Source organism: Pseudomonas abyssi (assembly GCF_003444685.1).
GTDB classification, from domain to species: Bacteria; Pseudomonadota; Gammaproteobacteria; order Pseudomonadales; family Pseudomonadaceae; genus Halopseudomonas; species Halopseudomonas abyssi.
Genome location: NZ_LMAZ01000001.1, coordinates 181,004 through 204,994, shown reverse-complemented (window position 1 = coordinate 204,994; position 23,991 = coordinate 181,004). Strand labels below are relative to the sequence as shown.

Here is a 23,991-nt window from a genome sequence, read left to right as displayed (position 1 = left end):
GGGGGGCTGGGCAAGCAGCCCCCCTTAGCTCGCCGGGAAGGCGAAAGACTGAGGGGGAGTGAGATATTTAATACCAGAGTGGCGAGATAAAAGCGGGATATAGCGAAGGTAGACTGGATTTTGTGGGATGGGTATTGAAAAAGCGTTTCAATATTGAGGCGGGAAAATCGGCGGCGGGTATCAGGCCCCGCCACCTTCATCTGGGTCGAGGTCCAGGCGGCATTGGCGACGGTCGATCTCTCTTTTATGTACGCGGTCCAGTAGCTTGTAGATTCCGCGAACACTCATCTTGTGAAGGCGCGCCAGTTCTGAATGGTTGTTGCCGTTGAACTGGTGGTAGATCTTCATATCGCGAGCGGCCAGTTTGAAGAAGTAGTCCTTCGGAATGGTGACCATCTGGCCGCCCCAGTGGGTGGCTAGCCAGTCGGCCAACGCGGTACCGGCCTGCTCTGCGACGTCCTGTTCAATGCCGTGATCCTTGAGCACTACCTCGGTGTGTTTTGCGATGTCGGACAGCAGCTCGTGGCGCTGCTGCTCCATGTGCGGGCTTCTGCTCATTGCAACTCACTCCTCATTTTCTCGGCCTGCTCTGGGGTGATCAGCTTCAATGCCTCGTCACCATTGATCCGGGCCAGCTTCTCGAAGTAGTCCGCCGGGCGTCCTGGGCCGTTGCTGCTCCTCCGTGAGCGGTCGGCCTCGGCCGCTGCTGCTGTTGCCTGGGCATCACCCGCGAGGCCGTACACAACTGCGCGCAAGTAATGGTGGTTATCCAGCGGCAGGGTCAGCTTCTCGCGAGCGCTGAGCATCTGCTCGATGCCCATGGCCCACAGGGTTGGTGTTGCGCGGCGGGTATCCGTTGTGCGGGCATCGCGGGTTACGTTGCCGGGAGTCACAAGGGCCAACAGATCCTCGACCAGGCGAATGGCCTTTGTGGTGCGCAGCGATCGCTTGGCCGGGCTGAACAGCCGCAGGTATTGGAGTACTGCTTTGCCGAGCTTTGGTTCCATACCTGCGAACAGCGCGGCCAGGCGCTTGCCCTCGTCGTCGGCCATGCCAGCCTCAAGCGGGAACTGCTCACCGCAGCATGGGCAGGTCAGCTGCATTGGGCCTCATCCTTTTCCAGCTTCTCCGCTCGTAGCGCTCGGATGACTGCCTCCAGCATTGGAACCTTGCGCTCCCAGCCGTGCGGCATGTCTTCCAATACCGCTGCGCGCTCTGCGCCCTGGTAGCCCAGCTCGTCCAGCAGGCCATCCAACTCGGCCTTGAGGTGTTGCTTTTGCTGCTCGACGTGCAGGGCCGCAACCAGCGCCTTGTAGTGCTTGGGCTGCTTCAGCCAGGCGCAGCGCTCGATGCCGAACATGCGCTTGGCGATCGCATCAGCGTATGACCAGGGCAGCTTCATATCGGCCAGCAGCGCCTCGATCTTGGTGATCTCCGCGTCCAGTTTCTTGAAGTTGTGCGGCTTGCCCTTGGCCTTGTTGCTGGGCTTGGGCTGGAAGCCGAGGCGCTCAAACTCCCGGAGAACCCAGCTGCAGGTGCGTTCGGTCAGTTGCTTTGAGCTGGTGACACCCGCCACCCTGCCAAGCAGGGCGCGGTAGTCTTCATCGGTCATGCCCAATTGCTGCCGCGCGATGTGGATCTTGGCGGTGTTGGCACGGCTGATCATTGCACCAGCTCCTCCGGCTTGCGAGCCGCTACCTCTCCAGCAGTAATATCGTCGCCCTGGTCTGTCACCGTGAATATCGGGGTTAGTACCAAGTTGCTCGGACCATTGGCCCACATCCAACCGCGCGGCGCGGGGAACACCGGGTCAACGAAGTCGCAGCCCTTTGCGATGCACCACTGGATGACCTGCTCTCTGGTTGCGTCGCCACAGTGCTCTGGAATGCTGGGCTTCAGCTTCCACTTGCCGTGTAGTCGGCCAACCTCTGTGCAGGGCAGGCGCTCAAAGTCGCACTTGATTCCGGGCCACAGCTTCTCGGCCAGCCGCTCCACTGCTTTCAGCCCGTTAAAGGCACAGGTGGCCCGCTTACCCATCACGGTATTGGTGGCATATCCACCGGTGAAGATGTGCACAGCAACCTCTACCGCAGCGATCTTGCGGACGCCAGAAACCGGATACTTCACTGTGGACGCGACGCCGTCCTTTGCGATCGCTGCAACAGCATCGGGCTTCAGTGAGTGAAGGTTTGTCAGGGCGTATTGGGTCCAGATGTTCGACTGGCACGGCATGCTCTGCATGATTACGCCGCTATCATCGACCACCCAATAAAGGAAGTCCTGCCCCGCGTCTTTAAATTCGATTAGCCACTGAGCCATATCAAGCCCCCGCCAAGTTCAGGTTGATCTGTTCGTATCGGTCGTCGCCGACGCGGCGGTAAACGCGGATATAGACCGCCTTGCCGTTCACCTGGATGGAATCCCGCAGGGCTTCCATCGCGGTCTTCCAGTCTTCGTCGTCGATTTCCAGGCGCATCAGGTCGAGTACGTCGTTGGTGCGTATCTCGCCGTTGCGGCCGGTGAATGCGCGGTCGACCAGGGCCATCAGGTGGCGATCAGCACCAGCGCTCCATTTGCGGATGCAGGCGTAGATCAGTTCCTTGGCCGCTAGAATCTCCTCGGTGAAGCTGAGGCGGTTGGCCAGCGCCCGCTCGATCTTGAACTCGCCGTCGTAAGTGGTGATCGACACGTTGCCTTTCTTGCCGCCGAGCTTCACCCCATAGCGCTCCAGCGAAATGCTGATCAGGTCTTCGATATCGGCGAGCGCCTTGGCCTTGAATGCAGCCATCGACTCACTGATGGCCACCGCCTGGGCGGCCAGATCGCGGGCCACGTTGTCGCGCAGCTTGTCCTGGTCGCGCACCTGGTGCTCGGGTACCAGGTGGCCAGCGGCGTTTTTGACGAAGCCAGCCGGGATTTCAATATGTGCTGTCATGCTCTTTCTCCATAGCGTCCAGCCGATCAATCTCGGCCAATAGAAATGCGGCGGCTTTTACCAGATCACTGCGCCGGCTCCCGAACTTCGGCGTCCAGTCTTCAGGCGTCATGGCCTCCAGTAGATTGCTTCCGTATCCGCTGGATCGGGCATCCCAGTCACGGCACGCCTCCGGCATCGCATACACCGCGGCGAAAGCGGCTAGTTCGTCACACGCGTGATCGGCATCGTGTTCGGCCGAGTACCCGTGCATACCGATCTGCTCGATCCGCTCCCGAATCACATCTGCCAGCCCTGGGGCCGTCAGGGTGTGAAGGAAGTACGCCTGGCCGTTACTCAGGACGCGGATCAGTTTCGCGTCTCTGTCGCGGCCCTCGGTGAGTTCGTCGATTTGGGTTTGCAGCTGCCGGACCTGATCGCTGTTGCTCATCAATGCACTCCTCGGGTCTCTTTGGCCCGCTTTACGTTGTGGTGATAGTTGGCCGCCAGCTCGTCGAGCACCGCATTCACCTGCTCGGGCTGGTTAGCTATGTGAGCCCGAACCGCCTTGTGCAGCATCGGAATGAGATAGCTCCGGTAGCCCTCAAGCTGGCACCAAAGGTCGGTTGTTTGCCGATTGGCGCGTTCCAGGGCGAGCCGCAGCTCGCCCTCGGAAAGCAGTTCGGGGTTGGCGAACGTGATTGGCGCTGAGACGTACATTTCGCTGCTCATCAATGCACCCTCCCAATCCGCCCGGCCACCGGCGGTACGCCAACCAGCCACTCGATCTCGCAGCCCAGGAGGAATGAGCGGCAGCGGCTGAAATTTCCGGGGGTGGGTACCAGGGCGATGCCACTGCGGCCAACGCGGATCATGTGCAGCGGCTGCTCGCACTCGACCACCAGCAGCGGCTGAACGCCGTTGATGCAGGTGAACTTGACGCTGCAGCCGTGCGCCCGCAGCTCTCGGCCCACCTGGTTGGCCAAGGCGAGCGAGGCTTTCACCTGCTCTGTGAAGACCTTGCTGGGGCGCTTCTCAATAAACGGAATCAGGGCGCCCATGTCACACCTCCATCACGATGTGGCCAGTGACAACCGGCTCGCCGAGATCCGCAGCAAGGTTCATCGCCGCAATCATCAGGTTGCCGATGGCCAGCGGGTACAACAGGCTCAGGGTTTTGTTGCCGACGCTGTGCTGCAGCCGCTCGCCGATGGCGCGGATACCTTCGGCGTCGATCACCTTGTCCAGGTCTACGCCCACCCGGCCAAAGCGGAATTTCAAGAACGTCTCCAGTTCGGCCAGCGGTACCGGCTCAAGCTCGACCACCTGGATACGCTGTACCACCTCCCGCAGCTCGGGGTTGCGCTCGTGCAGCTTCTTGGTGAGCAGCTCGGGCTGGCCGATCAGGACGATGTTCAGCAGCTTGCTGAATCCGCGCTCCAGTTCGCGCAGGCGCTTCAGGTGTTTCAGGGTCGGGATCGGCAGGCTGTGCGCCTCCTCAATAATGAGCAGGTGACGCATGCCGGATTCCGCGCTCCCCAGCAGCGCGCGGTGCATCTGACGGAACCGGGCCTCCGGCGATGACTTCGGCATCTCGGTCGGGTTGACCACCGCCATGATCGATTCGGCGATGTGGGCACTCTTCAGGGTTTTACCCTTCTGGTCGTTGTCTTCCATGGCCAGCACATACGGCTCGATCACAACAACCGGCGCGTCTTCAGCCTCAAGGCGGGCGACCAGTTCACGGCGCAGCGTGGATTTACCCGCGCCTGATTCGCCCACCACAGCCAGAAAACCATCATGCCGCGCCACCTGGTACATGCACTCACGGACGTAGCGAATGTCCTGGGACACGTACATATCATCAGCGCAGGTAAGGTCGTCGAATGGGTCGCGCAGCAGAGCAAAGGCTTTGCGAGCGGCTGGCATTAGGGTTTGTTTGCGTTTTAACATCGGCTCTGACTCCTGGTTGTTTTGGTCGAACGCTTCTGGGGGTTGCGGATCGGCCGTGTTGGCGCACGGCTGATCCACCTTTACTTCTTCAAACACGTCGTCAATGGCGTCATTGGCGGCGCCGTTGCTCAGCAGCCAGTCACGGATGCGCTGCTCCAGATCATCGCGGTCCAGGCTTTTCGGCCACTGGCCGTGGTTGATCAGCTGGGCGATAGTGGCCGGGCTCAGTTGCAGCGAGCGCGCCAGATCAGCCTGCTTTTGCTCCATCAATTCCAGCGTTGATTTCAGTTTCAACATGCATCACCTCCCACCAGCCGGAGGCCCGGACGCTGTGGTTTTGGGTTGCGGATTAGCTCGGCGAAAGCCTCCAGCTCGGGCTCTGGAACGCCGTCCTTGTATGTTTCCTTCAGGGTTGCCATTGCCTCGGCGTTCCATTTTTCGCCCAGCATGGCTTTGAGCCGCTTGGCAGCGGCAACGTGGCTCAGCGGCGGTAGCTCCACCACAGGGCCAGTCAACTTGTGTTCGGTACCGCGACGCGGCATGTAGGTCGGCAGCTCGGCGTCGTCCAGCGGTTTGTAGGGATTCAGCTTCCCGGCCAGTGGCAGAGCCTTGGCCTTGCGTTCTGCGGCGGCTTCATCGGCAGAGCTAGTGCCGGTCATCAGCTGCTCGATGGCCTTGTTGGCTTTCTGCGCCGAGGTATCTGCCAGGCTTGCAAACTCGCCAAACGTGACGCTGTGCTCCCCCTGGGAGAAGCCGTTTTCATCCTTCTCGATGCGAGGGATCACATAGATCACCTGGTGCCCTGCAGCGTTGGTGGCCACCACCTGGGCCGCATCGCTGCGCCATGGGTTGCGGGTAACCAGCACCTTCTCGTGCACCATCACACCGGGCACGTCCTTGACCGAATACTCGGCGCCCTGGAACGAAATACGCAGGCTCGGCTTGACCTTACGCTCCACCGGCTCGGCAATGGCCAGCTCGCGGCACACCTCAACCGTTGGAGCCTTAACCAGCTGTTGCTCGGTAATGCGCATCCATGCCGCAGTGCGCGTCATCCCATGTCGGCGGTGCTTGCCCGTGGCGTTGAACACCGCCCGCCACTGCGCTGCCAGGGCGTTTAGCTCTGCCAGATCCGCAACTGGGCGATAACGCAGCCCTGCCTCGAACTTGCGCTCGATGATGTTCCGTGCGTTCTCCACCTGGCCGGTGGCGCGGGCACTGCCCGGTGCGTGGGCGATCGCCTCAATGCCGAGGCTCTTGCACAGGTTCATGGTCATGGCGCTGGTGTTGGCGCTGCCGGGGTCCATGTACAGGATGCGCGGCACCCCGTGCAGCATGTCCGGCCCGCCGCGTTCCTGCAGGGCGTTGATCAGCACGCTGCAGAGATTCTCGCCGCTCTCCGCACCCATCACGTACTCGACGTAGATCCAGCCGCTGGTGTGATCGGTAATCTCGTAGGACCACACCCGGTCAGCCATCACCCGCGCCAGATTCTTGGGCTTGTTCTTGTAGAACTCGCCCTGGTCCATGATGTGCAGGCCCTGCGCTTTGGCCGAGGGCTTGAGGTAATAGAGAACACACAGCGACGCATCGATCTGCCAGACATGATTCGGGTGTTCACTGCGCATCTCCACATGGGGCGCGGGTGCGGTGAGTTGATCGATGTGCAGCCCATACGCGCGAATCGCCCGGCGGATGGCGCTCTCGCTCAGCGGGGTGATCTCGCCGGTGCGCGGGTCTACCCGCTCTGCGCGTACCAAGCCGTTGGCGCGTAGCGCGGTCACCGCATCCATCAACGCCCAGATCACTTTGTCATTGCCTCGGGTGGTCTCCTTCACGGCCCCGACGATCAGCAACGCCTCGTCGTAGGTCAGGTCAGATTTGCCCGCGTCGGCGCGCACCTTGCGTGGTTTCTTCACTGTCAGTTCCCGCAGCTTGCGGTGCAGCGTGGCCAGGGAGATACCCAGCTCGCCACACGCCTGCTCATAGATGGCCTGTTTGCCGCCATGGCCAGCGGCGCGTATGGCTTGTGCCACAGCAACCAGGCGTTCGGTCATAACGGCGCTCATGGTCAGTTGCCCTCGATCGCCGCTTGCGCGCGCTCAAGCGCGTCCGGTGCCATCCAGTCGGTGGCATCCGGGTCGTCGTTGTCGGGCAGGTCGTAATCCTCGCGGATGGCCAGAATGTTCAGCTCGATCTGGCGCAGCAGGTTGGCCAGGTAGGCGCGCTGGTCCTGACCGGTTTCCGCCCCAGCGTTCACGAGCGTTTCAAAGGCACAGCGCAGCTTGTTGGTGAGCAGGCTTTCAGCCTCAAAGGCCATGCCGGTCACTTCCAGGCGCAGCTCCTTCACCGCTTCAGCTGGGGGCATGGTCTGGATGCGGCGCTTGGCCTTCTCCAGCTCCTGTTTCACCTGGTCCAGCTCCTGGGCACGGTTGGCCAGCACCTGGCTCTGGGCGTCGTAGTCGGCATGGGCCTCGTCGCGCTCTTTGGTCAGCTGCTCCTTTTCAGCCTGGTGCTTGGCAATCAGCTCCTCGGCCAGAAACTCCACCGCCTCGTGGTTGCCGGTTTTGGCAGCCTCGATCAGGGCAGAGCGTGAGTCCTCGGGCAGCTTGCGGAACTGGCGCAGCTCGCGGTAGCCGATGCCCATGCGGGACATGGATTCGAGGGCTTCTTCGCCGAATTGGCGAAGGTTCTTAATATCTTCATCTACTTGGTCGACTGAACGTCCAAGCAAGCGGCAGAACTCCTCCCAAGTCCCTTTCAGAATTTCCGGACCGTCCGGACTTCTCTTTCCTGCAATCGCCTTGTAGAGCTTATTTTCTTTGACGTACCCAAGCTTCGAAGTCCGGACCGTCCGGGAAAAATCCTCAAAAGCACCGGCCATCTGTGCCTGCCCCAGCAGCTGGTTGACCAGGTCGCGTTCTTCGCTGTGCTCGGCGATCAGGGCGCTCCCGGTGTTCTGCATTTGGTTCAGCGCTTGCTCATCCAGCGGTGCAACATCAACGGGCTCGGTGGTCATGTTTTTTGTACGGGCCATGGTCGTTCCTTAGTAGTGGCTGCCAGCGGCAACGCGCTGGTTGAGTTCGTGGATGCGGTTGGTAGCGCGGGCCATTTCATCCGCGTGTGCCTGTGCGATCTGCAGCGTGGCCGTGCTCAGCGCAAAGCGACCGGTGTCTAGCTTGGTGGCGAAGCCCTCGGCGATCAGGGTGTTCATGCAGCGGGTGACCGCGCTTGGGGGGATGTTCAGCGCCTTGGCGATATCGCTGTTGCTCAGTCCGTTGAGGGTGTGGCCGCGCAGCGCCTTCATCACGCGCAGGCAGCGGGCGCCGCTCTCGCTGGTGCGGGCAAATTCCTTACTCATCGTCGTGCTCTCCGAGGTCTAGTTGCGGGGTCTTGTGTTGGGCCACGTTGCCGTGGTGCCAGCCCAGGCTCTCCATCGCGCACTGGATGGTGGCCAGCGTGTGGTCGGAATCCTGCTGGCCAGCATGAAAGGCCAGCAGCGCGCCGGTGGTGGCGTGCAGCAGCACCTGCAGCTCATGCACTTCAGTGGCGTCGCAGCCTTTGCCCGTGGGCATGTCGATTGCCAGCTTGCCGGCGCTGGCCGCCAGCCACTGGGTCACGTAGTGGCAACCGCAGGCCGCCTCATACACCGGAATCATCACCGCTGGCATGCGCCCGTTGGCCAGCCACTTGTAGAGCACCCAGTGATTCGGTAGCCCCATGCGCTCGGCAATGCGTTGCTCGCTCAGGTTGCGCTTGGCTAGCGCGTACTCCTTGCACAGCTCCAGCGCGTGCAGGAGTGATGTGGGCCGGGCGTTTTTCCAATTTCTGCGGCTCATTGGAAGGCTCCGAGGTGTCTGCCGCGCGGCTGTTCCAAACAAATAGTGTTTTTGGCTATGGGCAAAAGCGTTTCAACGGGGATAGCCTTTTGATGTACATTCACAGCACGAGGAAGGCGGGCCATGACCGACAGAGCAACAGCGCTTGAGTTTGCATTTGAGAAGCTGGTAGAGCAGCTGCAGGACACCGGGGTGCTCAGGGCCGCGCGCTTGGCCGACGAGCTGGAGGCTCCAGCACAATGGCTAGGCGTAGAGAACGAAGGCACCGACGCGCTGGCTGAGCTGGCGCGGCGCACCAGACGCACGGCAGACATGGCGCAGCAAGAGGCCAGCGCGTACCCGGCATCTGAGTGGGAGTTGATGGCCCAGCTCATGCTTCAGTACCTGCTGATTCAGGGCCAGCTGGACTCTCGGGAGTTTGCGGACTATCTGGACGTGTGCTTTGCGGGCATGAGGCAGCATGGGGCACCGCTCCACCTGCAAGGCGTTGTAGCGCGCTTGAGTGACTACAGCCGGGGCATCGAGCAGCTGCCGGAGTGGCTGCGAGACGCCCTTTCTTTGCGTGCCAGCGGGCCTGATGCTGATGCAACCCGATGAGCACGAACGCGGCGATGGCTTCGCGAGTGGCGGCGTCAAGGTTGGAGAACGATTCGGCGCTCATGCCTCTGCCTCCAGGCGCTTGATCTTGCGCTCTACGCGGCGAGACTCCAGGCGGCAGCGCTCTGCGATGCAGCGCCATAGAAAGCGCTCATCCCAGTGCTCGCGGCCACCGGGTACGGTGCGGCGGCGGTCTTCGGCGGCAATGCAGCTGCGCAGGGCAACGCGATGGCGCTGCTTGAGTTGCTGCAGGGACGTGGTAGTAGCGGCTTGCTGGATCATTGGATGCCTCCTTGGCCAGCAGTCAGCAGCTCACCGACGGCGAGAATCTGCAGCTGGTTCAGCAGTTGGCGCTCGCCGGTGGTCACGCGCTGGATTGGGCCGTTGAGTTGGTAGCGGGTAATGGCGTCGCGCAGGGCGTTGAGTGTGTCGGCCTGAGAGACGGGCGAGCTGGCGATGACAACGTCCAGCATGCAGCTGTAGGCATCGACGATTTCGGCTGGGCCGAATGCGGGTTGCGGGTTGATAGTCATGGCGGTGGCCTCAGGCTGATCGACGGGCAAGGGCGTTGGCGATTTGGTGCTCTTCCACCACCTCGCCCTCTTTGAGGCCCAGCTTCACGGCGATTTTGTGAGCCTGGCCGCGCACACCCTGTTTGCGGCCGGCCAGCACCTCAAACACCATGTTGACGCTAAAGCCATTGGCCGCAGCCCAACTGCTGATTGAGATGCCCTTGTTGCGAAGCTCTTCGCGAGCTTCTTCAGGGGTACGTAGGGGCATTAGCGGTGCTCCTTGATGTGTGTTAACTGGTTTCGCATGTGTGATGCGTTTGTGTGAATTAGATATTGGTACGCAAAAGCGTACCTGTCAAGAGGATTTGTACCCTTATGGATTCCATTGGTGATCGAATACGCGAAGAGAGAGACCGCCTTGGGTTCAATCAAACAGCGTTCGGTGCAATTGGCGGGGTGAGGAAGCAAGCGCAGCTCAAATACGAAAAGGGCGAACGCTTTCCTGGTGCCGACTACTTGGCGGCCATTGCGAAGGTTGGCGCTGATGTTCAGTACATAGTTGCCGGGCAGCGAGCGTCCTCTGCGTTGGCAGCAGATGAACAGGAATTCTTGGGGTTGTTCCGGGCGGCTCCTCTGGCGGTCAAGGCTGCTGCTATCGGGGCGCTGAAAAGCGCTGGTGGGCAGCAAACGAATGTTCAGAAGGTCAAGAAAGGCGTGGGCCAGCAATTCAATGCAGGCGTGGGAACCGTCACTTCTGGAGATATAACGAACGCAGGGAAGAAGGGATGAGGCAGGAATTTAACGACGTAGTCGACCAGGTCGCCGCGGGGGACATAAAAAACTATTTTGCTTCAAATGCCCCGACACCAGACGATTTTCTGGTCAAGGCTAGACGGGACGCACTTCGCGGCTTAGTGGCAGCGGTTGCGGACGAATGTAACCAGTCGCCTCGGCACCTTTGGGTTACTGTGGTCCATGTGGCTGTGGGTGTTAGGACCGTTGATGTGATGCGCAACAGCCAATACCAGGACGCCGTTGATGCTCTGGAGCGGTTCCGTGAGAACTTTTACGAGCAACAGCGTCGCGAAAACCTGAGGGCGCGACTGAATGAGCTGTCGCGCGGCAAGCAGGCGTCTGATGAACTGAGTCGATTCTGCCTATCCATTCTCGGTGATACCCACCTGTACGGCATGCCGAGCGAAAAGCTGCGCGAGGCTGTTGCGCACATGGAGCAATACCAGCAACAGCGGCGTGAGTTGTTGAGCGAGGCCAAAGCTGCTGGCCAGCACGCTGAGCCTATGTCATTTGGAGCGCTGCTGCGGCAGTACCCGATTCAGTGCTTGGTCATTGGGGCTGTGGGTTTTCTGTTCGGGTTGATGTTCTAGGCTGACTCAGAGCGGTCATTGGACCCATCAAGAGGGAATTTTCTATGCGCATTCTGTTAGCCCTGGTGGCGCTAGTAGTAATTGGCTCTATCTTCGGAGGTAGAGCCAGCAGTGACCCGCCCGACTCGCCGACCACCGAGGCCGGATATTTTAAGAGCGCCTCCAACGACCGGGTGTTTACCTTCAGCTATCAGCCGTCAGCGACACCCACACAGCTGCGGTCAAGGGCAGATGGCGCCGCGTATACCCAGGGCCAGATGACTGCGGTGTATTTCTACCCGGCCGGCGCCACCATTCCGCGCGACGGGGTGACCACGGCAAAGAATTTGTTTGAGGCTAACCGGGTGCTGTACGAGTTGAATGGCATGTCCAAGTGGGACTTTGCCTACATGCGGGACCGTAACGGTGATGTGCGGTTTATTGATTGCAAGGCTTCGCCAACTAGCGATCTTTGCAGGCAATGATGCAATGGGCTTTAGGGAGGAGTGATGGAGAACGATAGGCAGCTACAAAAAAAAGCGCTGACTTATTTGAAAGGAATCTACCCAAGTAGGTGCGATGTTAAGACGCTTGCGGTTGAGATGGACGCTGTTCCAATTCACCTGCTTCGCAATCTGACCTACCTCAGAGAGCATGATCTAGTAACTGGATCATTTTCTGTTAATAGAGATGCTCTGGCACCTAGTATGGTAGGAATAACCGCCAAGGGTATCGACTTCATCGAGGAAGATGGAGGCCTCTCTGCTATTTTGGGTGTTGTTACTGTCCGCCTCCATGCAGATACAGTCCGTGACCTCCTCCTGGCCCAAATTGAAGAAGCTGATGCTGAAAGCAGCGTCAAAGAGCAGCTCAAAGCCACAGTTAATAACCTCCCCGCAAAAGGGCTAGAAGCGCTGGTGACCCGACTTGCCAGCGAAGGAATAACGCGGTTACCAAATGCTGTGCAGTGGCTGCAGACCTTTATCTCTGGTGCGGTCTAGCCTTTGTTGTTTTGCCCCTGTTCAAAAGACTCTAACCGCTCGACCTGACACCCTCGACCTGTCCCTGGCATTAACGCCATTCAGCAGGTTGAGGAGTGTTACCCATGTATGGTTCCCCCGCGTGTAACGTCGGATCGCGCTTTCCCCGACTGACCCTCTGGATTCTGGTTTCTGTGTTCCTGCTTATTGCCCTGGCGCTTGCTGCGCCCGAGCAGATGCCGGTTATCGCCTACAAGGTCGCCCTGGTGACCCTTGGCGTGGTGCTGGCCTACTGGCTAGATCGCGCTCTGTTCCCCTATGCCCGACCGCATGAGTACATGCCGAGGCCAATGGGGCCCGGCGGTTGCAGCCCAGACCCTCAGGAGGCTGATCGTTACACCATCGCCTTTGCTGCCGCCTGCCTGCGCCGGGCGCTGATTGTCCTGGCCTGTGTGCTCGGCCTGACGCTAGGGCTGTGAATATGCAGGCCCGTGACCGTATCGACCGCCGCCGCAACTGCCGCCTGTTCAGCCTGCTTGCAGTGCTGGTGTGGGTGATCATCTTTGCCCTGGCTAACTGTCAACCCGCTGCTGCCGACGTGCCCCGCGCTGCTGAGCAGTACCGCCGCGACCTGGTGCGTGTTGCTCAGCATGGCTTTGGCCTTGGCGCGCCGGTGGCCACGCTGGCGGCGCAGATCCACCAGGAGAGTGGCTGGCGACCTCATGTAACCAGCCATGCTGGCGCCCAGGGGCTGGCGCAGTTTATGCCCGCAACCGCCACCTGGATGGCCGAGCTGTATCCGCGCCAGGTTGGCCCGGCCCAGCCGTTCAACCCCGGCTGGAGCCTCCGCGCCATGGTGGCGTACAACCAATGGCACCTTGAACGTATCCGAGCCACGACGCCCTGCGAACAGTGGGCGTTTGCACTGGCCGCCTATAACGGCGGGCTGGGCTGGATCAACCGCGACAAGCGCTTAGCATCGGCTTCCGGCGCCGACCCGCTGACCTGGTTCAACTCTGTCGAGCGGTACAACGCAGGCCGCTCGGCTGCCAACTTCCGCGAGAACCGCAACTACCCCCGCAACATCCTTGAACGCTGGGAGCCGATGTATGTCGCCGCCGGCTGGGGGGCGGGTGTGTGTGGCGAGAGGTATCAGCTGTGAGCAGACCGATAGACCTCCCATTTTCAGAGCTGATTGCTCTTTTCAGACAAGGCGACGAGTTCCGCTGGATCTGGCTCAGAGCATGGCTTTGGCAGCAAATGCGGCCGTACCTCAAAGGGCTGCTGATCGGCGTATTCCTCACCCTGCTTGCGTTCGTGCTGGGCGCTAGCTTCGCCTCTGGTTTCAGTCGCGTGTTGCTGTCGAATAAGCCTGCGGCCGAGATGAGGTGTGTGCAATGAACGGGATGGCCTATTTCTTCGCCGCGATAAGCCTGGTGCTAACGATCTTGCTGCCGCTCTCCCAGATCCAGAGCAAGCAGATCGGCTACGACGAGGGGCTTGCTGCAGGCCGGGCCGAATGCCAACAGCAGACCATCGAGGAGCTGCAGGTCTTGATCAGCTCAACCGAAGGACTGACCGAGCAGGCACACGCCGCTAGCACTGCGCTCAATCGCTCAATCAGCGCCCGCCAGCAGGCAGACGCCAACACCACAAAGGAGCTGACCGATGCGCTCGCCCTTACTGCTGCTGAGCGTGCTCAGTGCCGCTTTGATGATGACAGCATGCGCCACACAGCCGCGGCCCGTGATCGTGCAGCACAAGCCGCTGCCGGCGGCCTTGGCGGTGCCGTGCCCGCCGCCGGTGGCGATGAATGACAACAGCGCAGATGCGGCATTGCTGGCGCTGAAACAGCTTTATGACCAGTACGGCCTGTGCGCGGGCCGGCTGGTTGAACTGGTGAACTACCTGGAAACGAGAGGCAGCGATGACCCTTGAAATCACCCTATGGCAGGCCGTGCTGCTGCTGATCACGTTCTTCAGCGCCTGTGCCGCAGCGGGCAAGCTGTTGCTGGGCCAGACGCAACGGCACATTGACGAGCGCTTTTCGATGATGGCAGGCGCCATGTCCAACCTGGAGCAGGCCAACAAGGAAGAAGCCCAGCAGTGGAAAAAGCTGGAGCGAGACGTAATGGCCCTGCGGGCCGAGCTGCCCTTGGAGTATGTGCGCCGTGAGGATTACATCCGAGGCCAGAGCGTGATCGAGGCCAAGCTCGACGGGCTGGCCGTGAAGCTGGAGAACGCGCAGCTGCGCGGCTTGATTGGAGGAACAAACCATGCAGATTGATCTGGCAAAGAGCCGCCGCGAGAGCCTGCGCTGGCTGATTCTGCTGACGCTGAACAACGCCCGCCCAGTGGGTGCCTACGAAGGCCCGGTGCTGGCTGTGGCACAGAGTGAATACCCAGACGCCACGCCGCTGGAGATCCGGCGCGAGCTGGACTACCTGGCTGATCGCTGCCTGGTGACACTGGACAAGCAGCCCAGCGGCAAGTGGTTTGCCGATCTAACCCGCTACGGTACCGACATTGCCGAGTACACCATTGATTGCGCGCCGGGCATCGCTCGGCCCGTGAAGTACTGGTGACCGCAATGGGCCGCAAGTCCGCAGTCGACCGGCTGCCAGACGACATCAAGGCATACATCCACGGCCAGCTGGCCGATGGACGCATGACGCTGGATGAGCTGATCAGCGATTTGCAGACACGCTGGCCAGACGAAGCTGAGGCAGGCGAGCTGCCCAGCCGCTCGGCTGTCGGCCGTTATGGCCAGAAGCTGGAACGCAGGCTGTCTGCCATCCGCGCCAGTACCGAGGCGGCCAAGATCATTCACGCCCAGGCGGGCGACCGCGAGGACGCGCGCAGTGGCGCGCTCACCGCGATGATTCAGTCTGAGCTGTTTGAATCGATCATGGCCCTGCAGGAGGTGGACGACGAGGATATGACGCCCGGTGACCGGGTGGATCTGTTGTCCAAGGCCGCTAAGAACATCGCCACGTTGACCCGCAGCTCTGTGGCGCTCAAGCGTTACCAGGACGAGGCCGAGGAGCGTGCCCGCGCGCGCCTGATCGCCGAGCAGCGCGAGAAACTGGACGAGCTGGGCCGTACTGGTGAGGTTGACCAGGAAGTACTCGACAAGGTCATCAAAGCGGCGTACGGGCTATGAGCATCATCCGGCCCGCACTTCCGCTTTACGACTACCAGCGCCGCTGGGTCAACGACGACAGCCGTTTCAAGATCGCCATGTTTGCCCGCCAGTGCGGCAAGACGTTTACCAGCACGCTGGAGCTGGCACTGGACTGCGCACGCGCCGAGGCGCTTGGCCAGCGCCGCCGCTGGGTGATTCTCAGTCGGGGCGAACGGCAGGCGCGCGAGGCAATGAACGAAGGTGTGAAGCTCCACCTGCAGGCCCTCAGCGCGGGCTTTCAGGCATACGACTACGACTGGGAGCCGGGGATCAAGGCGCTTGAAGTTGAGCTGCCCGGCGGCAGCAAGATCACCGCACTGCCAGCCAACCCGGACACCGCGCGGGGCTTCTCGGCCAATGTGCTGCTTGATGAGTTCGCCTTTCACCAGGACAGCCGCGCGATCTGGAAAGCCCTGTTTCCGGTGATTTCCAAGCCCGGCCTCAAGCTCCGCGTTATCAGCACCCCCAATGGTAAGGGCAACAAGTTCTACGACCTGATGACCGGCAAGGATGACGGCTGGAGCCGCCACACCACCGACATCTACCAGGCCGTGGCCGACGGCTTGCCGCGCGACATCGAGGAGTTGCGCACCGGTGCCGGTGACGCCGACCTGTGGGCGCAGGAGTTTGAGCTGCAGTGGCTGGACGAGTCCAGCGCCTGGCTCGACTTTGATCTCATCACCAGCTGTGAGCACGAGTTTGCCGGCCTGCCTGAGCATTACCAGGGCGGCCCCTGCTATGTGGGTGTGGATATCGCCGCCCGCAATGACCTGTTTGTGATCTGGGTGCTTGAGCGTGTGGGCGATGTGCTCTGGACCCGTGAGATCATCGAGCGCCGGCGCGCCAGCTTTGCCGAGCAGGACATGCTGCTCGATGACGTGTTCCGGCGCTACAACGTGATCCGCTGCTGCAAAGACCAGACCGGCATGGGCGAAAAGCCGGTAGAGGACGCCAAGCGCCGCTATGGCGAATTGCGCGTGGAGGGGGTGCTGTTCACCGCAGCTAACAAGCTGACGCTGGCCACCCAGGGCAAGGAACACTTCCAGGACCGCAAGCTACGCATCCCCCAAGGCAGCAATGCTCTGCGCGCCGACCTGCACAAGCTGCAGCGCGTCACCAGCGCCACAGGCGCACCGCGCTTTGTGGCCGACTCCGATAGCGCTGGCCACGCCGACCGCACCTGGGCGGGCTTTCTGGCTATCAACGCGGCAGGCGTTGAACCCATGGTCATCGACTACCGCTCATCCGGCGCCCGCGCCGAGACCCGCCAACTGGAGCGCTACGCCCCCGGCTCAGGTGGCCAGGTCACCAGCCGTGGCTGGGGCACCGTGGGCGGCAATAACCTGTTTGAGGACTACTGATGGACAAGCCAACACTCGGCCAACAGATCGCCACCAGCGGCGACGGCATGGACATCACCCGGCCGTGGGTGGGCGCGCTGTCGCAGCCCGCCGACCCGCTGCTGCGCAAGGTCGGCGCAGACGTCAAAATCTATGAGGAGCTGCTGAGCGACTGGCAGGTCAAGTCCGTGTGGCAGCAGCGTCAGCGGGCTGTGGTCAGCCGCGAGTGGCAGGTTGACGCGGGCGGCGATCGCCCGATCGATCAGGCCGCAGCTGATCACCTGCGCGAGCAGTTGAACCGCATCGGCTGGGACCGGGTGACCGAGCGCATGCTCTACGGCGTGTTCTACGGCTACGCGGTGGCCGAAATTATCTATGGCCGCGACGACAACTACATCACCTGGGAAGCGATCAAGGTGCGCAATCGCCGCCGCTTCCGCTACAGCCCCGAGGGCGAGCTGCGCCTACTGACGCCCAACAACATGATGAACGGCGTGCCGTGCCCAGCCCCGTACTTCTGGCACTACGCAACCGGCGCAGACAATGACGACGAGCCCTACGGCATGGGCCTGGCCCACTGGCTGTACTGGCCGGTGCTGTTCAAGCGTAACGGTGTGAAGTTCTGGATGATCTTCCTGGACAAGTACGGCATGCCGACCGCCAAGGGCGAGTTCGACCCGCAAACCGCCACTGACGAGGACAAGCGCAAGCTGCTGGAGGCTGGTGAGGCCATCCGCACTGACTCGACCGTGCTGATCCCCAAGGGCATGGCACTGGAGCTGCTGGAAGCCGCGCGCAACGGCACCGCAGACTACAAAACACTGTATGAAGCCATGGACGCGGCAATCGCCAAGGTCACCGTGGGCCAGACCGCCAGCAGCCAGGGCACGCCCGGCCGCCTGGGTAACGATGACCTGCAGGGCGATGTGCGCCTGGATCTGATCAAAGCCGATGCCGACCTGGTGTGCGAGTCATTCAACGATGGGCCGGTGCGCTGGCTGACTGAGTTCAACTTCCCTGGTGCGGTACCGCCGCGCGTGTACCGCGTGGTGGAAGAGCCAGAGGACTTGAACGGCCGCGCTGATCGGGACGAAAAAGTCAGCCGCATGGCCGGCTTCAAGCCGACGCGCCAATACGTGGAAACCACCTACGGCGTGGAACTTGAAGAGCAGCCCGAGCCTGCGCCGCCTGCCGCCCCGGCCCAGTTTGCCGAGGCTGGCGAGCCGAGCGACCCGGCGTCTGCGATGCTGGAGCGCACCGAGCAACAGGTGCAACCGGCTGTGGATGGTTGGGCGCAGCAGCTGGCCGAGCTGGCAGAGGCCGGCGCATCACCTGACCGCATGCGTGACGAGCTGCTGCGCCTGGCACCCAACCTGTCACTGGACGAGTACAGCACCCGCATGACCGAGGCGCTGGCGCTGGCCGGCCTGGCCGGGCGCAACGACATTGAGGACGAGGTGCGCTGATGGCGACCCCGGCCACCTACGGCAGCCTGCCGTTCGACGAGCAGATCCAGTTTTTGCAGCGCAAGCTGCCGAGCGTGGACTATGCCCAGGTGCGTCAGGCAGCACATGACCAGGCGTTTGTGGTTGCCGGTGGCCACCGCCTGGATATGGTCAGCGACATCCATGCCGTGCTGAACCGCAACCTGCGCGAGGGCGATACCCTGGAGCGCTTCCGCGCGGACTTCTACGCCGTACTGGATAACTACGGCTGGGACCCAGAGGGCGGTCGTGGCTGGCGCTCACGGGTGATCTACGAAACCAACCTGCGCACCAGCTATGCCGCCGGCCGCTACCAGCAGCTGCAGGCAGTGAAGGAAGACAGGCCGTTCTGGATGTACGTTCATTCGGATGCAGTGATCACCCCTCGGCCGGAGCATGAGGCGTGGGACGGCCTGGTGCTGTCTGCAGACGACCCATGGTGGCAAACTCATTACCCGCCCAATGGCTGGGGCTGCCAATGCGGTGTGCGCGCGTTGAACCAACGGGATCTCGACCGCCTCGGCAAGAGCGGCCCGGACCAGGCGCCGCCGCTGAACGAACGGCAGATCGTCCACAAGGGCGAGCGCGTGAGCGTGCCCGAAGGCATCGACGCCGGCTGGAACTACGCGCCCGGCCGCAGCGCCTTTGAGCAGCAGGTGCAACACGTACTGGAGAAGGTGCCGGCACTGCCGGCGGACCTGGGCGCCGCAACCAGCCGCGAGCTAGTGCTGTACCCGGCAGTGCAGCAGGCGCTGGCCAGTGACTGGCGGCGCATGCTCACCCAGGTGATGGATGACGGCAAGCCGCGTGGCCGCCAGCTGGTGGTGGGCACGCTTAGCCCCAATGTGGTCAGCGGCATGCAAACGGCGGGCGTCGTTGCGGCTACGGCAGCAATCACCATGAACGATGCCAGCGTGCTGCATACGCTGCGCGGCAGCAAGGCAGCGGCCGCCACCGCTGCTGGCGCACCCAAGGCGCTGAATGTGGACGAACTAGCGCAGCTGCCAGCCGTGCTGGCCTCGCCGCAGGCGGTGCTATTGGACGTCGCGGCCAACACCCTGTTGTACGTGTTCCCAGCTGAGCGCCGGGAGGCCGGCAAGCTGGTTGTGGTGGTGAACTATCGGCTGAAAGGCAATGAGCGGACCAACGCCGTGCGCAGCGGCTCGCTGATCGACTGGCAGAATGTGCGCAAGGACGTGGATAACGGGAAGTTGGTATTGCTGGAGGGGCAACTGTGAACGCTCAGGGTGGACGCCACTTCCACCGTACAGGACTCCGCAGAGGCCCGAGCCGGAGCTGGCGGTTTCCCGGCCGTCTGAACGCTCACAGTCTGGAGGCAGTATAAACCATGGCCGGTGCAAAGGTAGAGCTTGAACTGGACAACCAACAGGCCATCGCGGCGCTACGCGACGCCCTGCAGCTCCTGCAGGAGCCACAGCGCCTGCAGCGGGATATCGGCGAGTACCTGATCAACAGCACCCGCGACCGATTCCGCGATGAGAAAGGCCCAGATGGACAAGCCTGGCAGGCGCTGTCACCGCGTTACCTGGCGAACAAGGAACCCAACCCCGGCAAGATCCTGCAGCGTTCAGGGCACCTGGCGCGCCAGATTTCGTACCAGATCCAGGACGGCGATCTGTTTGTGGGCACCGATCGCATCTACGGTGCCATTCACCAGTTCGGCGCTAAGCAAGGACAGTTCGGCAAGACCAAGCGCGGCGGGCCAATCCCTTGGGGAACGATTGCAGCACGCCCGTTCCTCGGTATATCCGACGCAGACGCCGACGAGATCATCGCGCTGTGCCGCGATCACCTGAAACGCCGTTTGAGCTGATGGCCGCAAACGGGCCTCTGTGCGCGTTTTGAGGCCATTAGGCGCTACCATTTACCGAGTGACACCCCGTCCGGCGCAGGAATAGCGTTTATAAACGCGTTTACGGGCACTCGTTCAGGGGCGCGCTGACGTATCCGCCGGCAATCGGCTGATTTCAAGTTTTGCCCTGGTACAAATTACATTCCCGCCACCGGGGCTCACTCTGGCCCCATGAACACATCACATCGCGCCACCTTGCCCATTCTCCCCGCCGGCCAGCACGTCGCTCTGGACGGCCGCGCGGTGGAGTTCACCGAGGCCGTCCTGCAGGAGATCGTCGATAGCTACGATCCGGCACTGCATGAGGCGCCTCTTGTCATTGGCCACCCGAAGCTGAACGGCCCCGCTTATGGTTGGGCCAAGAGCGTTGAGATGCGCGACGGCATGCTGTTTGCCGAGCCCCATGAGGTGGTGCCGGAGTTTGCCGAGTTGGCAAACCGCAAGATGTACAAGAAGCGGTCGGCCTCGATCTACCTGCCGGACTCACCGGGCAACCCCACACCAGGCAAACACTACCTGCGCCATATCGGCTTTCTGGGCGCCATGCCGCCGGCCATCAAGGGCATTCCCGATGCCGCGCTGGAGTTCGCCGAGGACGATGATGCGCTGGCGGTTGAGTTTGCCGAGGCCCCGTATGCGTTCACGGCAATCGCCGACATCCTGCGCCGCCTCCGCGATGTGTTCGTCGAGCGCGATGGCGCCGAGCAGGCCGAGCTGATCATCCCCCAGTGGCAGATCAAGTCCATTGAGGAGAGCGCCCGCAACAGCGCCGAGCGTGACGTTGCGTTCTCCGAGTCAGAACAAACCAACAGTGATACCCCAACCCCTGAAGGTGTTGACGGTACTGCAGCATCAGCCGCTGCAGCACCAGAGCCGGGCAACGACGGCGCGTCGGCGGCTGATGCCGGCGCAGCTGCCACCGAGGAGCCAGCCATGGCCGACGATGATCGCGAAACACAGCTCGCCGAGCGTGAGCGCAAGGTGGCCGAGGGTGAGGCGCGTATTGCCGCAGCCCAGGCTGAAGAGAAGGAAAAGGAAGCGGCCGAGTTTGCCGAGGGGCTGGTTGCCTCCGGCCAGCTGCTGCCGCGTCAGAAAGCGCGAGTCGTCTCGCTGCTGCTGAACCTACCCACCGACACCCCGCTGGAGTTTGCCGAGGGCGAGCAGACCATCAGCGAGCCGGCAGACAAACTGCTGCGCGGGTTGCTGAGCGATCTGCCCAAGCAGGTGGACTTCGCCGAGAAGTCCGGCGGCGGCGACATCGTCGACGACCAGGACGCCAACGCTATTGCCGCCCGCGCAACAGCGTATCAATCCGAGCAACGCCAGGCTGGCAACAACATCAGCATCAGCCAGGCAGTCAACCACGTAACCAAGGGAGCCTAACCGGCTATGAACATTCCCGGACTCATTACCCCGTTCACCGCCACCGCCGCCATTGGTGCGTACCTGATTGCCGCTCACGGCGCTGCCGATGGTGCGGCCGTACAGGCCGATGACGGCAGCACCATGATGCTGGGCGTTACCACCGACATTCCGGCCGCCGCTGGCGAGACCGTGGACGTTGTGCGCAGCGGCCCGGCCAGCGTGACCTTCGGTGGCAACGTGACCCGAGGCGCTCCGCTGACCGCTGATGCCAATGGCCGTGCCATTGCCGTGGCGCTGCCGGCAGAAGCGGACACTTTCATTGTTGGGTACGCCGAGGTCTCGGGCGTGGCAGGCGACATTGCGTCCGCCTTGATCGCGCCTGGCTTCATTCCGGCGACTGCCCCTTAACCGGCCCCGGCCACATCAGGAGTACCTGACATGAGTAATGCCCCGTTCCCTATTAACCCGGCGCTCACTGCCATTGCCATTGCGTACCGCAACACCCGGCTGATTGCCGATCAGGTGCTGCCGCGCGTGCCGGTGGGCGCGCAGGAGTTCAAGTACCTCAAGCACGACCTGGCTGAAGGCTTCACGGTGCCGGATACCAAAGTTGGCCGTAAGTCGCGTATCAACCAGGTGGACTTCTCAGCCACCGAAGAAACCGGCGCAACCCAAGACCACGGTCTGGAATCCCCGGTACCGCAGCGCGATATCGACAACGCGCCGCCGAACTACGACCCGCTGGGCAGAGCTACGGAGCAGACCACCAACCTGATCCTGCTGGATCGTGAGGTGCGTGCCTCCAATGCGGTTTTCAATGCCGCCAACTATGCGGCGGGCAACAAAACCACGCTCTCGGGCACCAGCCAGTGGAGCCATGAGGACAGCAACCCGCTGACCGCGATTGCCGATGCGCTGGATAGCGTGGTGATGCGCCCGACCATTGGCGTGCTAGGCCGTGCGGTATCCACCAAGCTGCGTCGTCACCCCAAGGTGGTTAAAGCCTTCAATGGCACCCTGGGTGATGAGGGCATGGTGCCGCTGCAGTGGCTGGCCGAGATCCTGGAGCTGGAAGCCATTTTGGTCGGTGAGGCGCGCCTGAACATCGCCCGTCCTGGTCAAGCCGCCAACCTGTCGCGCGTGTGGGGTAACCATGCCTCATTCATCTACCGCGACGAGCTGGCTGACGCCAACAACGGCACCACCTTTGGTTTCACTGCCGAGTTTGGTGGCCGCATCGCGACGTCCTCGTTCGACAAGAACATCGGGCTGCGCGGCGGGCAGATGGTACGCGTTGGTGAGTCGGTTAAAGAGCTGATCACCGCGCCTGACCTTGGCTACTTCTTCGAGAACGCCATCAGCTAAACGGCTGACCAACCCACCCTTTGACCGGGCGGCAACTGCCGCCCCTGGGAGATCAACATGGCAGCGAAGAAAGCCACCGCAAAACCGACTGAGCCAGTCGAGAAGGAAGCCGCAGGCGCTATCCAGCAGGATGCGCCCGTTGCCGATCCGGCCGACGCTCAAGCGGCACCAGCACCAGAAGCACCTGCTGCAGACGACAAGCCGGTCACCGATCCGGTACCGCCGGCACCGGAGCAGAACCAAGCCAACGACGAGCAAGCCGAGACCGTTGTCTTGGTAGTGAACCGTGAGCGCCTGGAGCATGACGGTGTGCCGTATGGCATGGGCGACTCCATCGAGCTGACTCATGACCAGGCTAAACCGCTGCTGGCCATCGGCGCTGTTCAATTTGGCGGGGACGACTGATGGACAACCAGCACCGCAAGGTCTCGGGCTATCGCGAGTTGAACCAGGACGAAATTGACCTGATGAATCGCATCAAGGCCAAGGGCGCGGAACTGTTGCAGCTGCAGGCTGAGCTTGAGCAGGCACTGATGCAACAGGTCCGCATCAAGGCTGCAAATGCCCTTGAGAACACCAGTGACCATGCCGAGTATGAGCGCTTCTGTTCAGCCGAGCCACTGCGCTGGGCTTCCATTGGCAAAACCGACATCCAAACGGGCTTGATGGCGCTGGTTCGTGCTGTCGCTCAACCGGCAGGAGTCTGACGTGGCCTATATCACCCTCACTCAGTTGGCCGACCGGCCGGGTGCTGTCGAGCTGGCCCAGGTGGCCACGCCCCGGCAGTACCGGCAGGTGGATGCCGAGCTGCTCGATGCGCTGCTGCGCGGGCAGGATCTGGCCGCCTGGCCAGCTGATGAGGTGGCCATTGCCGAGGCAACCAAGGCCGTGATCGAGGATGCCCTGGCCAATGCTGAAGCAACCATCAACGGCTACCTGGCACGGCGTGGGTACAGCCTGCCGCTGGCTACCGAGTTTCCGATTGTGACGGGCTGGGCGCGGTCGATTGCCCGCTACCACCTGCACAAGGACCGTATCAGCGGCGAGCAGAATGACCCGATTGTGCGCGACTACCGCGATGCGCTGAAGTTTTTGCAGCAGGTCGCCAGCGGCCAGTTCAGCCTGGGAGCCGATGACCCGCTGACGCCGACCACCAGCGGCGCGCCGATTGTCTCGGCGCCGCCGCGCACCTTCAGCCACGACACGCTGAAGGGCTTTTGA

At 62.0% G+C, this 23,991-nt stretch carries 38 protein-coding genes; 22 read left to right on the top strand and 16 right to left on the bottom strand.

Going from position 1 to position 23,991, the window contains the following annotated elements; genetic code table 11:
* Positions 1–180 precede the first annotated feature (180 nt).
* The 13 genes from ASB58_RS01060 to ASB58_RS01000 are packed head-to-tail and all read right to left on the bottom strand — an operon-like array spanning position 181 to position 8,706.
* Complete coding sequence (locus ASB58_RS01060; protein ID WP_228244968.1) at positions 181–558, bottom strand: Mor transcription activator family protein; 378 nt, start codon at positions 556–558, stop codon at positions 181–183.
* Entirely contained in the window at positions 555–1,103 is a 549-nt protein-coding gene (locus ASB58_RS01055) for an HI_1489 N-terminal domain-containing protein (protein WP_118129052.1), read from the bottom strand. The genes ASB58_RS01060 and ASB58_RS01055 overlap by 4 nt, the downstream gene beginning before the upstream one ends.
* The gene (locus tag ASB58_RS01050) at positions 1,094–1,666 is read right to left on the bottom strand and encodes a gp16 family protein (RefSeq protein ID WP_118129051.1); all 573 of its coding nucleotides are present in this window, start codon (positions 1,664–1,666) and stop codon (positions 1,094–1,096) included. The genes ASB58_RS01055 and ASB58_RS01050 overlap by 10 nt, the downstream gene beginning before the upstream one ends.
* The gene (locus tag ASB58_RS01045; RefSeq protein ID WP_118129050.1) at positions 1,663–2,319 is read right to left on the bottom strand and encodes a hypothetical protein; all 657 of its coding nucleotides are present in this window, start codon (positions 2,317–2,319) and stop codon (positions 1,663–1,665) included. The genes ASB58_RS01050 and ASB58_RS01045 overlap by 4 nt, the downstream gene beginning before the upstream one ends.
* A 1-nt stretch (position 2,320) precedes the next feature.
* Positions 2,321–2,935: a DUF3164 family protein gene (locus ASB58_RS01040; protein ID WP_118129049.1), complete on the bottom strand. Its 615-nt coding sequence runs from the start codon at positions 2,933–2,935 to the stop codon at positions 2,321–2,323.
* Positions 2,919–3,365, bottom strand: a complete 447-nt coding sequence (locus tag ASB58_RS01035) for a hypothetical protein (RefSeq protein WP_118129048.1) — start codon at positions 3,363–3,365, stop codon at positions 2,919–2,921. The genes ASB58_RS01040 and ASB58_RS01035 overlap by 17 nt, the downstream gene beginning before the upstream one ends.
* Positions 3,365–3,646 carry a hypothetical protein gene (locus tag ASB58_RS01030; protein ID WP_118129047.1) on the bottom strand — a complete coding sequence of 94 codons (282 nt, stop codon included), beginning with the start codon at positions 3,644–3,646 and terminating at the stop codon, positions 3,365–3,367. The genes ASB58_RS01035 and ASB58_RS01030 overlap by 1 nt, the downstream gene beginning before the upstream one ends.
* A complete protein-coding gene (locus tag ASB58_RS01025; RefSeq protein ID WP_118129046.1) occupies positions 3,646–3,975 on the bottom strand; it encodes a hypothetical protein in 330 nt (109 codons plus the stop codon). The genes ASB58_RS01030 and ASB58_RS01025 overlap by 1 nt, the downstream gene beginning before the upstream one ends.
* Before the next feature lies 1 nt (position 3,976).
* Positions 3,977–5,164 carry an ExeA family protein gene (locus ASB58_RS01020; RefSeq protein WP_118129045.1) on the bottom strand — a complete coding sequence of 396 codons (1,188 nt, stop codon included), beginning with the start codon at positions 5,162–5,164 and terminating at the stop codon, positions 3,977–3,979.
* Complete coding sequence (locus ASB58_RS01015; protein ID WP_235827151.1) at positions 5,158–6,924, bottom strand: DDE-type integrase/transposase/recombinase; 1,767 nt, start codon at positions 6,922–6,924, stop codon at positions 5,158–5,160. Before ASB58_RS01015 ends, ASB58_RS01020 begins: the two co-directional genes overlap by 7 nt.
* A gap of 14 nt (positions 6,925–6,938) precedes the next feature.
* Complete coding sequence (locus ASB58_RS01010; RefSeq protein WP_118129043.1) at positions 6,939–7,904, bottom strand: hypothetical protein; 966 nt, start codon at positions 7,902–7,904, stop codon at positions 6,939–6,941.
* Between the two features lie 9 nt (positions 7,905–7,913).
* Positions 7,914–8,228: a helix-turn-helix domain-containing protein gene (locus ASB58_RS01005; RefSeq protein ID WP_118129042.1), complete on the bottom strand. Its 315-nt coding sequence runs from the start codon at positions 8,226–8,228 to the stop codon at positions 7,914–7,916.
* Positions 8,221–8,706: a hypothetical protein gene (locus ASB58_RS01000; protein WP_118129041.1), complete on the bottom strand. Its 486-nt coding sequence runs from the start codon at positions 8,704–8,706 to the stop codon at positions 8,221–8,223. The genes ASB58_RS01005 and ASB58_RS01000 overlap by 8 nt, the downstream gene beginning before the upstream one ends.
* A 123-nt stretch (positions 8,707–8,829) precedes the next feature.
* Here ASB58_RS01000 and ASB58_RS00995 point away from each other — a divergent pair, with 123 nt between their 5' ends.
* Positions 8,830–9,303, top strand: coding sequence for a hypothetical protein (locus tag ASB58_RS00995; RefSeq protein WP_118129040.1), 474 nt, complete (start codon positions 8,830–8,832; stop codon positions 9,301–9,303).
* 60 nt (positions 9,304–9,363) lie between these two features.
* Here ASB58_RS00995 and ASB58_RS00990 read toward each other — a convergent pair whose 3' ends face one another.
* The 3 genes from ASB58_RS00990 to ASB58_RS00980 are packed head-to-tail and all read right to left on the bottom strand — an operon-like array spanning position 9,364 to position 10,083.
* Positions 9,364–9,585, bottom strand: coding sequence for a hypothetical protein (locus tag ASB58_RS00990; protein ID WP_118129039.1), 222 nt, complete (start codon positions 9,583–9,585; stop codon positions 9,364–9,366).
* Positions 9,582–9,836, bottom strand: a complete 255-nt coding sequence (locus ASB58_RS00985) for a hypothetical protein (protein WP_118129038.1) — start codon at positions 9,834–9,836, stop codon at positions 9,582–9,584. The genes ASB58_RS00990 and ASB58_RS00985 overlap by 4 nt, the downstream gene beginning before the upstream one ends.
* Before the next feature lie 10 nt (positions 9,837–9,846).
* On the bottom strand, positions 9,847–10,083 hold the full coding sequence (locus ASB58_RS00980) for a BcepMu_gp16 family phage-derived protein (RefSeq protein ID WP_118129037.1): 237 nt from the start codon (positions 10,081–10,083) through the stop codon (positions 9,847–9,849).
* Positions 10,084–10,190: 107 nt separating this feature from the next.
* On the opposite strand from ASB58_RS00980, the gene ASB58_RS00975 reads away from it, so the two are divergent.
* The 21 genes from ASB58_RS00975 to ASB58_RS00875 all read left to right on the top strand — a co-directional run bounded on the left by ASB58_RS00975 (position 10,191) and on the right by ASB58_RS00875 (position 23,991).
* Complete coding sequence (locus ASB58_RS00975; RefSeq protein WP_118129036.1) at positions 10,191–10,604, top strand: helix-turn-helix domain-containing protein; 414 nt, start codon at positions 10,191–10,193, stop codon at positions 10,602–10,604.
* Positions 10,601–11,200 carry a hypothetical protein gene (locus tag ASB58_RS00970; RefSeq protein WP_118129035.1) on the top strand — a complete coding sequence of 200 codons (600 nt, stop codon included), beginning with the start codon at positions 10,601–10,603 and terminating at the stop codon, positions 11,198–11,200. The genes ASB58_RS00975 and ASB58_RS00970 overlap by 4 nt, the downstream gene beginning before the upstream one ends.
* A gap of 44 nt (positions 11,201–11,244) precedes the next feature.
* Complete coding sequence (locus ASB58_RS00965) at positions 11,245–11,664, top strand: hypothetical protein (protein WP_118129034.1); 420 nt, start codon at positions 11,245–11,247, stop codon at positions 11,662–11,664.
* A gap of 24 nt (positions 11,665–11,688) precedes the next feature.
* Positions 11,689–12,180, top strand: a complete 492-nt coding sequence (locus tag ASB58_RS00960; protein ID WP_118129033.1) for a hypothetical protein — start codon at positions 11,689–11,691, stop codon at positions 12,178–12,180.
* A 104-nt stretch (positions 12,181–12,284) separates the two neighbouring features.
* Entirely contained in the window at positions 12,285–12,638 is a 354-nt protein-coding gene (locus ASB58_RS00955) for a putative holin (protein WP_118129032.1), read from the top strand.
* Between the two features lie 53 nt (positions 12,639–12,691).
* Positions 12,692–13,321, top strand: a complete 630-nt coding sequence (locus ASB58_RS00950) for a transglycosylase SLT domain-containing protein (protein ID WP_407920663.1) — start codon at positions 12,692–12,694, stop codon at positions 13,319–13,321.
* Positions 13,318–13,560, top strand: a complete 243-nt coding sequence (locus ASB58_RS00945; protein WP_118129030.1) for a hypothetical protein — start codon at positions 13,318–13,320, stop codon at positions 13,558–13,560. The genes ASB58_RS00950 and ASB58_RS00945 overlap by 4 nt, the downstream gene beginning before the upstream one ends.
* Entirely contained in the window at positions 13,557–13,976 is a 420-nt protein-coding gene (locus ASB58_RS00940; protein ID WP_118129029.1) for a FliH/SctL family protein, read from the top strand. The genes ASB58_RS00945 and ASB58_RS00940 overlap by 4 nt, the downstream gene beginning before the upstream one ends.
* 110 nt (positions 13,977–14,086) lie before the next feature.
* Complete coding sequence (locus tag ASB58_RS00935) at positions 14,087–14,446, top strand: hypothetical protein (protein ID WP_118129028.1); 360 nt, start codon at positions 14,087–14,089, stop codon at positions 14,444–14,446.
* Positions 14,436–14,744: a hypothetical protein gene (locus ASB58_RS00930; protein WP_118129027.1), complete on the top strand. Its 309-nt coding sequence runs from the start codon at positions 14,436–14,438 to the stop codon at positions 14,742–14,744. Before ASB58_RS00935 ends, ASB58_RS00930 begins: the two co-directional genes overlap by 11 nt.
* A gap of 5 nt (positions 14,745–14,749) precedes the next feature.
* Complete coding sequence (locus ASB58_RS00925) at positions 14,750–15,322, top strand: phage protein Gp27 family protein (protein ID WP_118129026.1); 573 nt, start codon at positions 14,750–14,752, stop codon at positions 15,320–15,322.
* Complete coding sequence (locus ASB58_RS00920) at positions 15,319–16,704, top strand: terminase large subunit domain-containing protein (RefSeq protein ID WP_118129025.1); 1,386 nt, start codon at positions 15,319–15,321, stop codon at positions 16,702–16,704. The genes ASB58_RS00925 and ASB58_RS00920 overlap by 4 nt, the downstream gene beginning before the upstream one ends.
* A complete protein-coding gene (locus ASB58_RS00915) occupies positions 16,704–18,149 on the top strand; it encodes a DUF935 domain-containing protein (protein ID WP_118129024.1) in 1,446 nt (481 codons plus the stop codon). Before ASB58_RS00920 ends, ASB58_RS00915 begins: the two co-directional genes overlap by 1 nt.
* Positions 18,149–19,405, top strand: a complete 1,257-nt coding sequence (locus ASB58_RS00910; RefSeq protein ID WP_118129023.1) for a phage minor head protein — start codon at positions 18,149–18,151, stop codon at positions 19,403–19,405. Before ASB58_RS00915 ends, ASB58_RS00910 begins: the two co-directional genes overlap by 1 nt.
* A gap of 110 nt (positions 19,406–19,515) precedes the next feature.
* On the top strand, positions 19,516–20,001 hold the full coding sequence (locus tag ASB58_RS00905; RefSeq protein ID WP_118129022.1) for a phage virion morphogenesis protein: 486 nt from the start codon (positions 19,516–19,518) through the stop codon (positions 19,999–20,001).
* A gap of 210 nt (positions 20,002–20,211) precedes the next feature.
* Complete coding sequence (locus ASB58_RS00900; protein ID WP_235827150.1) at positions 20,212–21,423, top strand: peptidase; 1,212 nt, start codon at positions 20,212–20,214, stop codon at positions 21,421–21,423.
* 6 nt (positions 21,424–21,429) lie between these two features.
* Positions 21,430–21,813 carry a DUF2190 family protein gene (locus ASB58_RS00895; RefSeq protein WP_118129021.1) on the top strand — a complete coding sequence of 128 codons (384 nt, stop codon included), beginning with the start codon at positions 21,430–21,432 and terminating at the stop codon, positions 21,811–21,813.
* Between the two features lie 30 nt (positions 21,814–21,843).
* Positions 21,844–22,770: a phage capsid protein gene (locus ASB58_RS00890; RefSeq protein WP_118129020.1), complete on the top strand. Its 927-nt coding sequence runs from the start codon at positions 21,844–21,846 to the stop codon at positions 22,768–22,770.
* A gap of 57 nt (positions 22,771–22,827) precedes the next feature.
* Positions 22,828–23,175, top strand: coding sequence for a hypothetical protein (locus ASB58_RS00885; RefSeq protein ID WP_118129019.1), 348 nt, complete (start codon positions 22,828–22,830; stop codon positions 23,173–23,175).
* Positions 23,175–23,477, top strand: coding sequence for an Acb2/Tad1 domain-containing protein (locus ASB58_RS00880; protein ID WP_118129018.1), 303 nt, complete (start codon positions 23,175–23,177; stop codon positions 23,475–23,477). Before ASB58_RS00885 ends, ASB58_RS00880 begins: the two co-directional genes overlap by 1 nt.
* 1 nt (position 23,478) lies before the next feature.
* Positions 23,479–23,991, top strand: a complete 513-nt coding sequence (locus ASB58_RS00875) for a gp436 family protein (protein WP_118129017.1) — start codon at positions 23,479–23,481, stop codon at positions 23,989–23,991.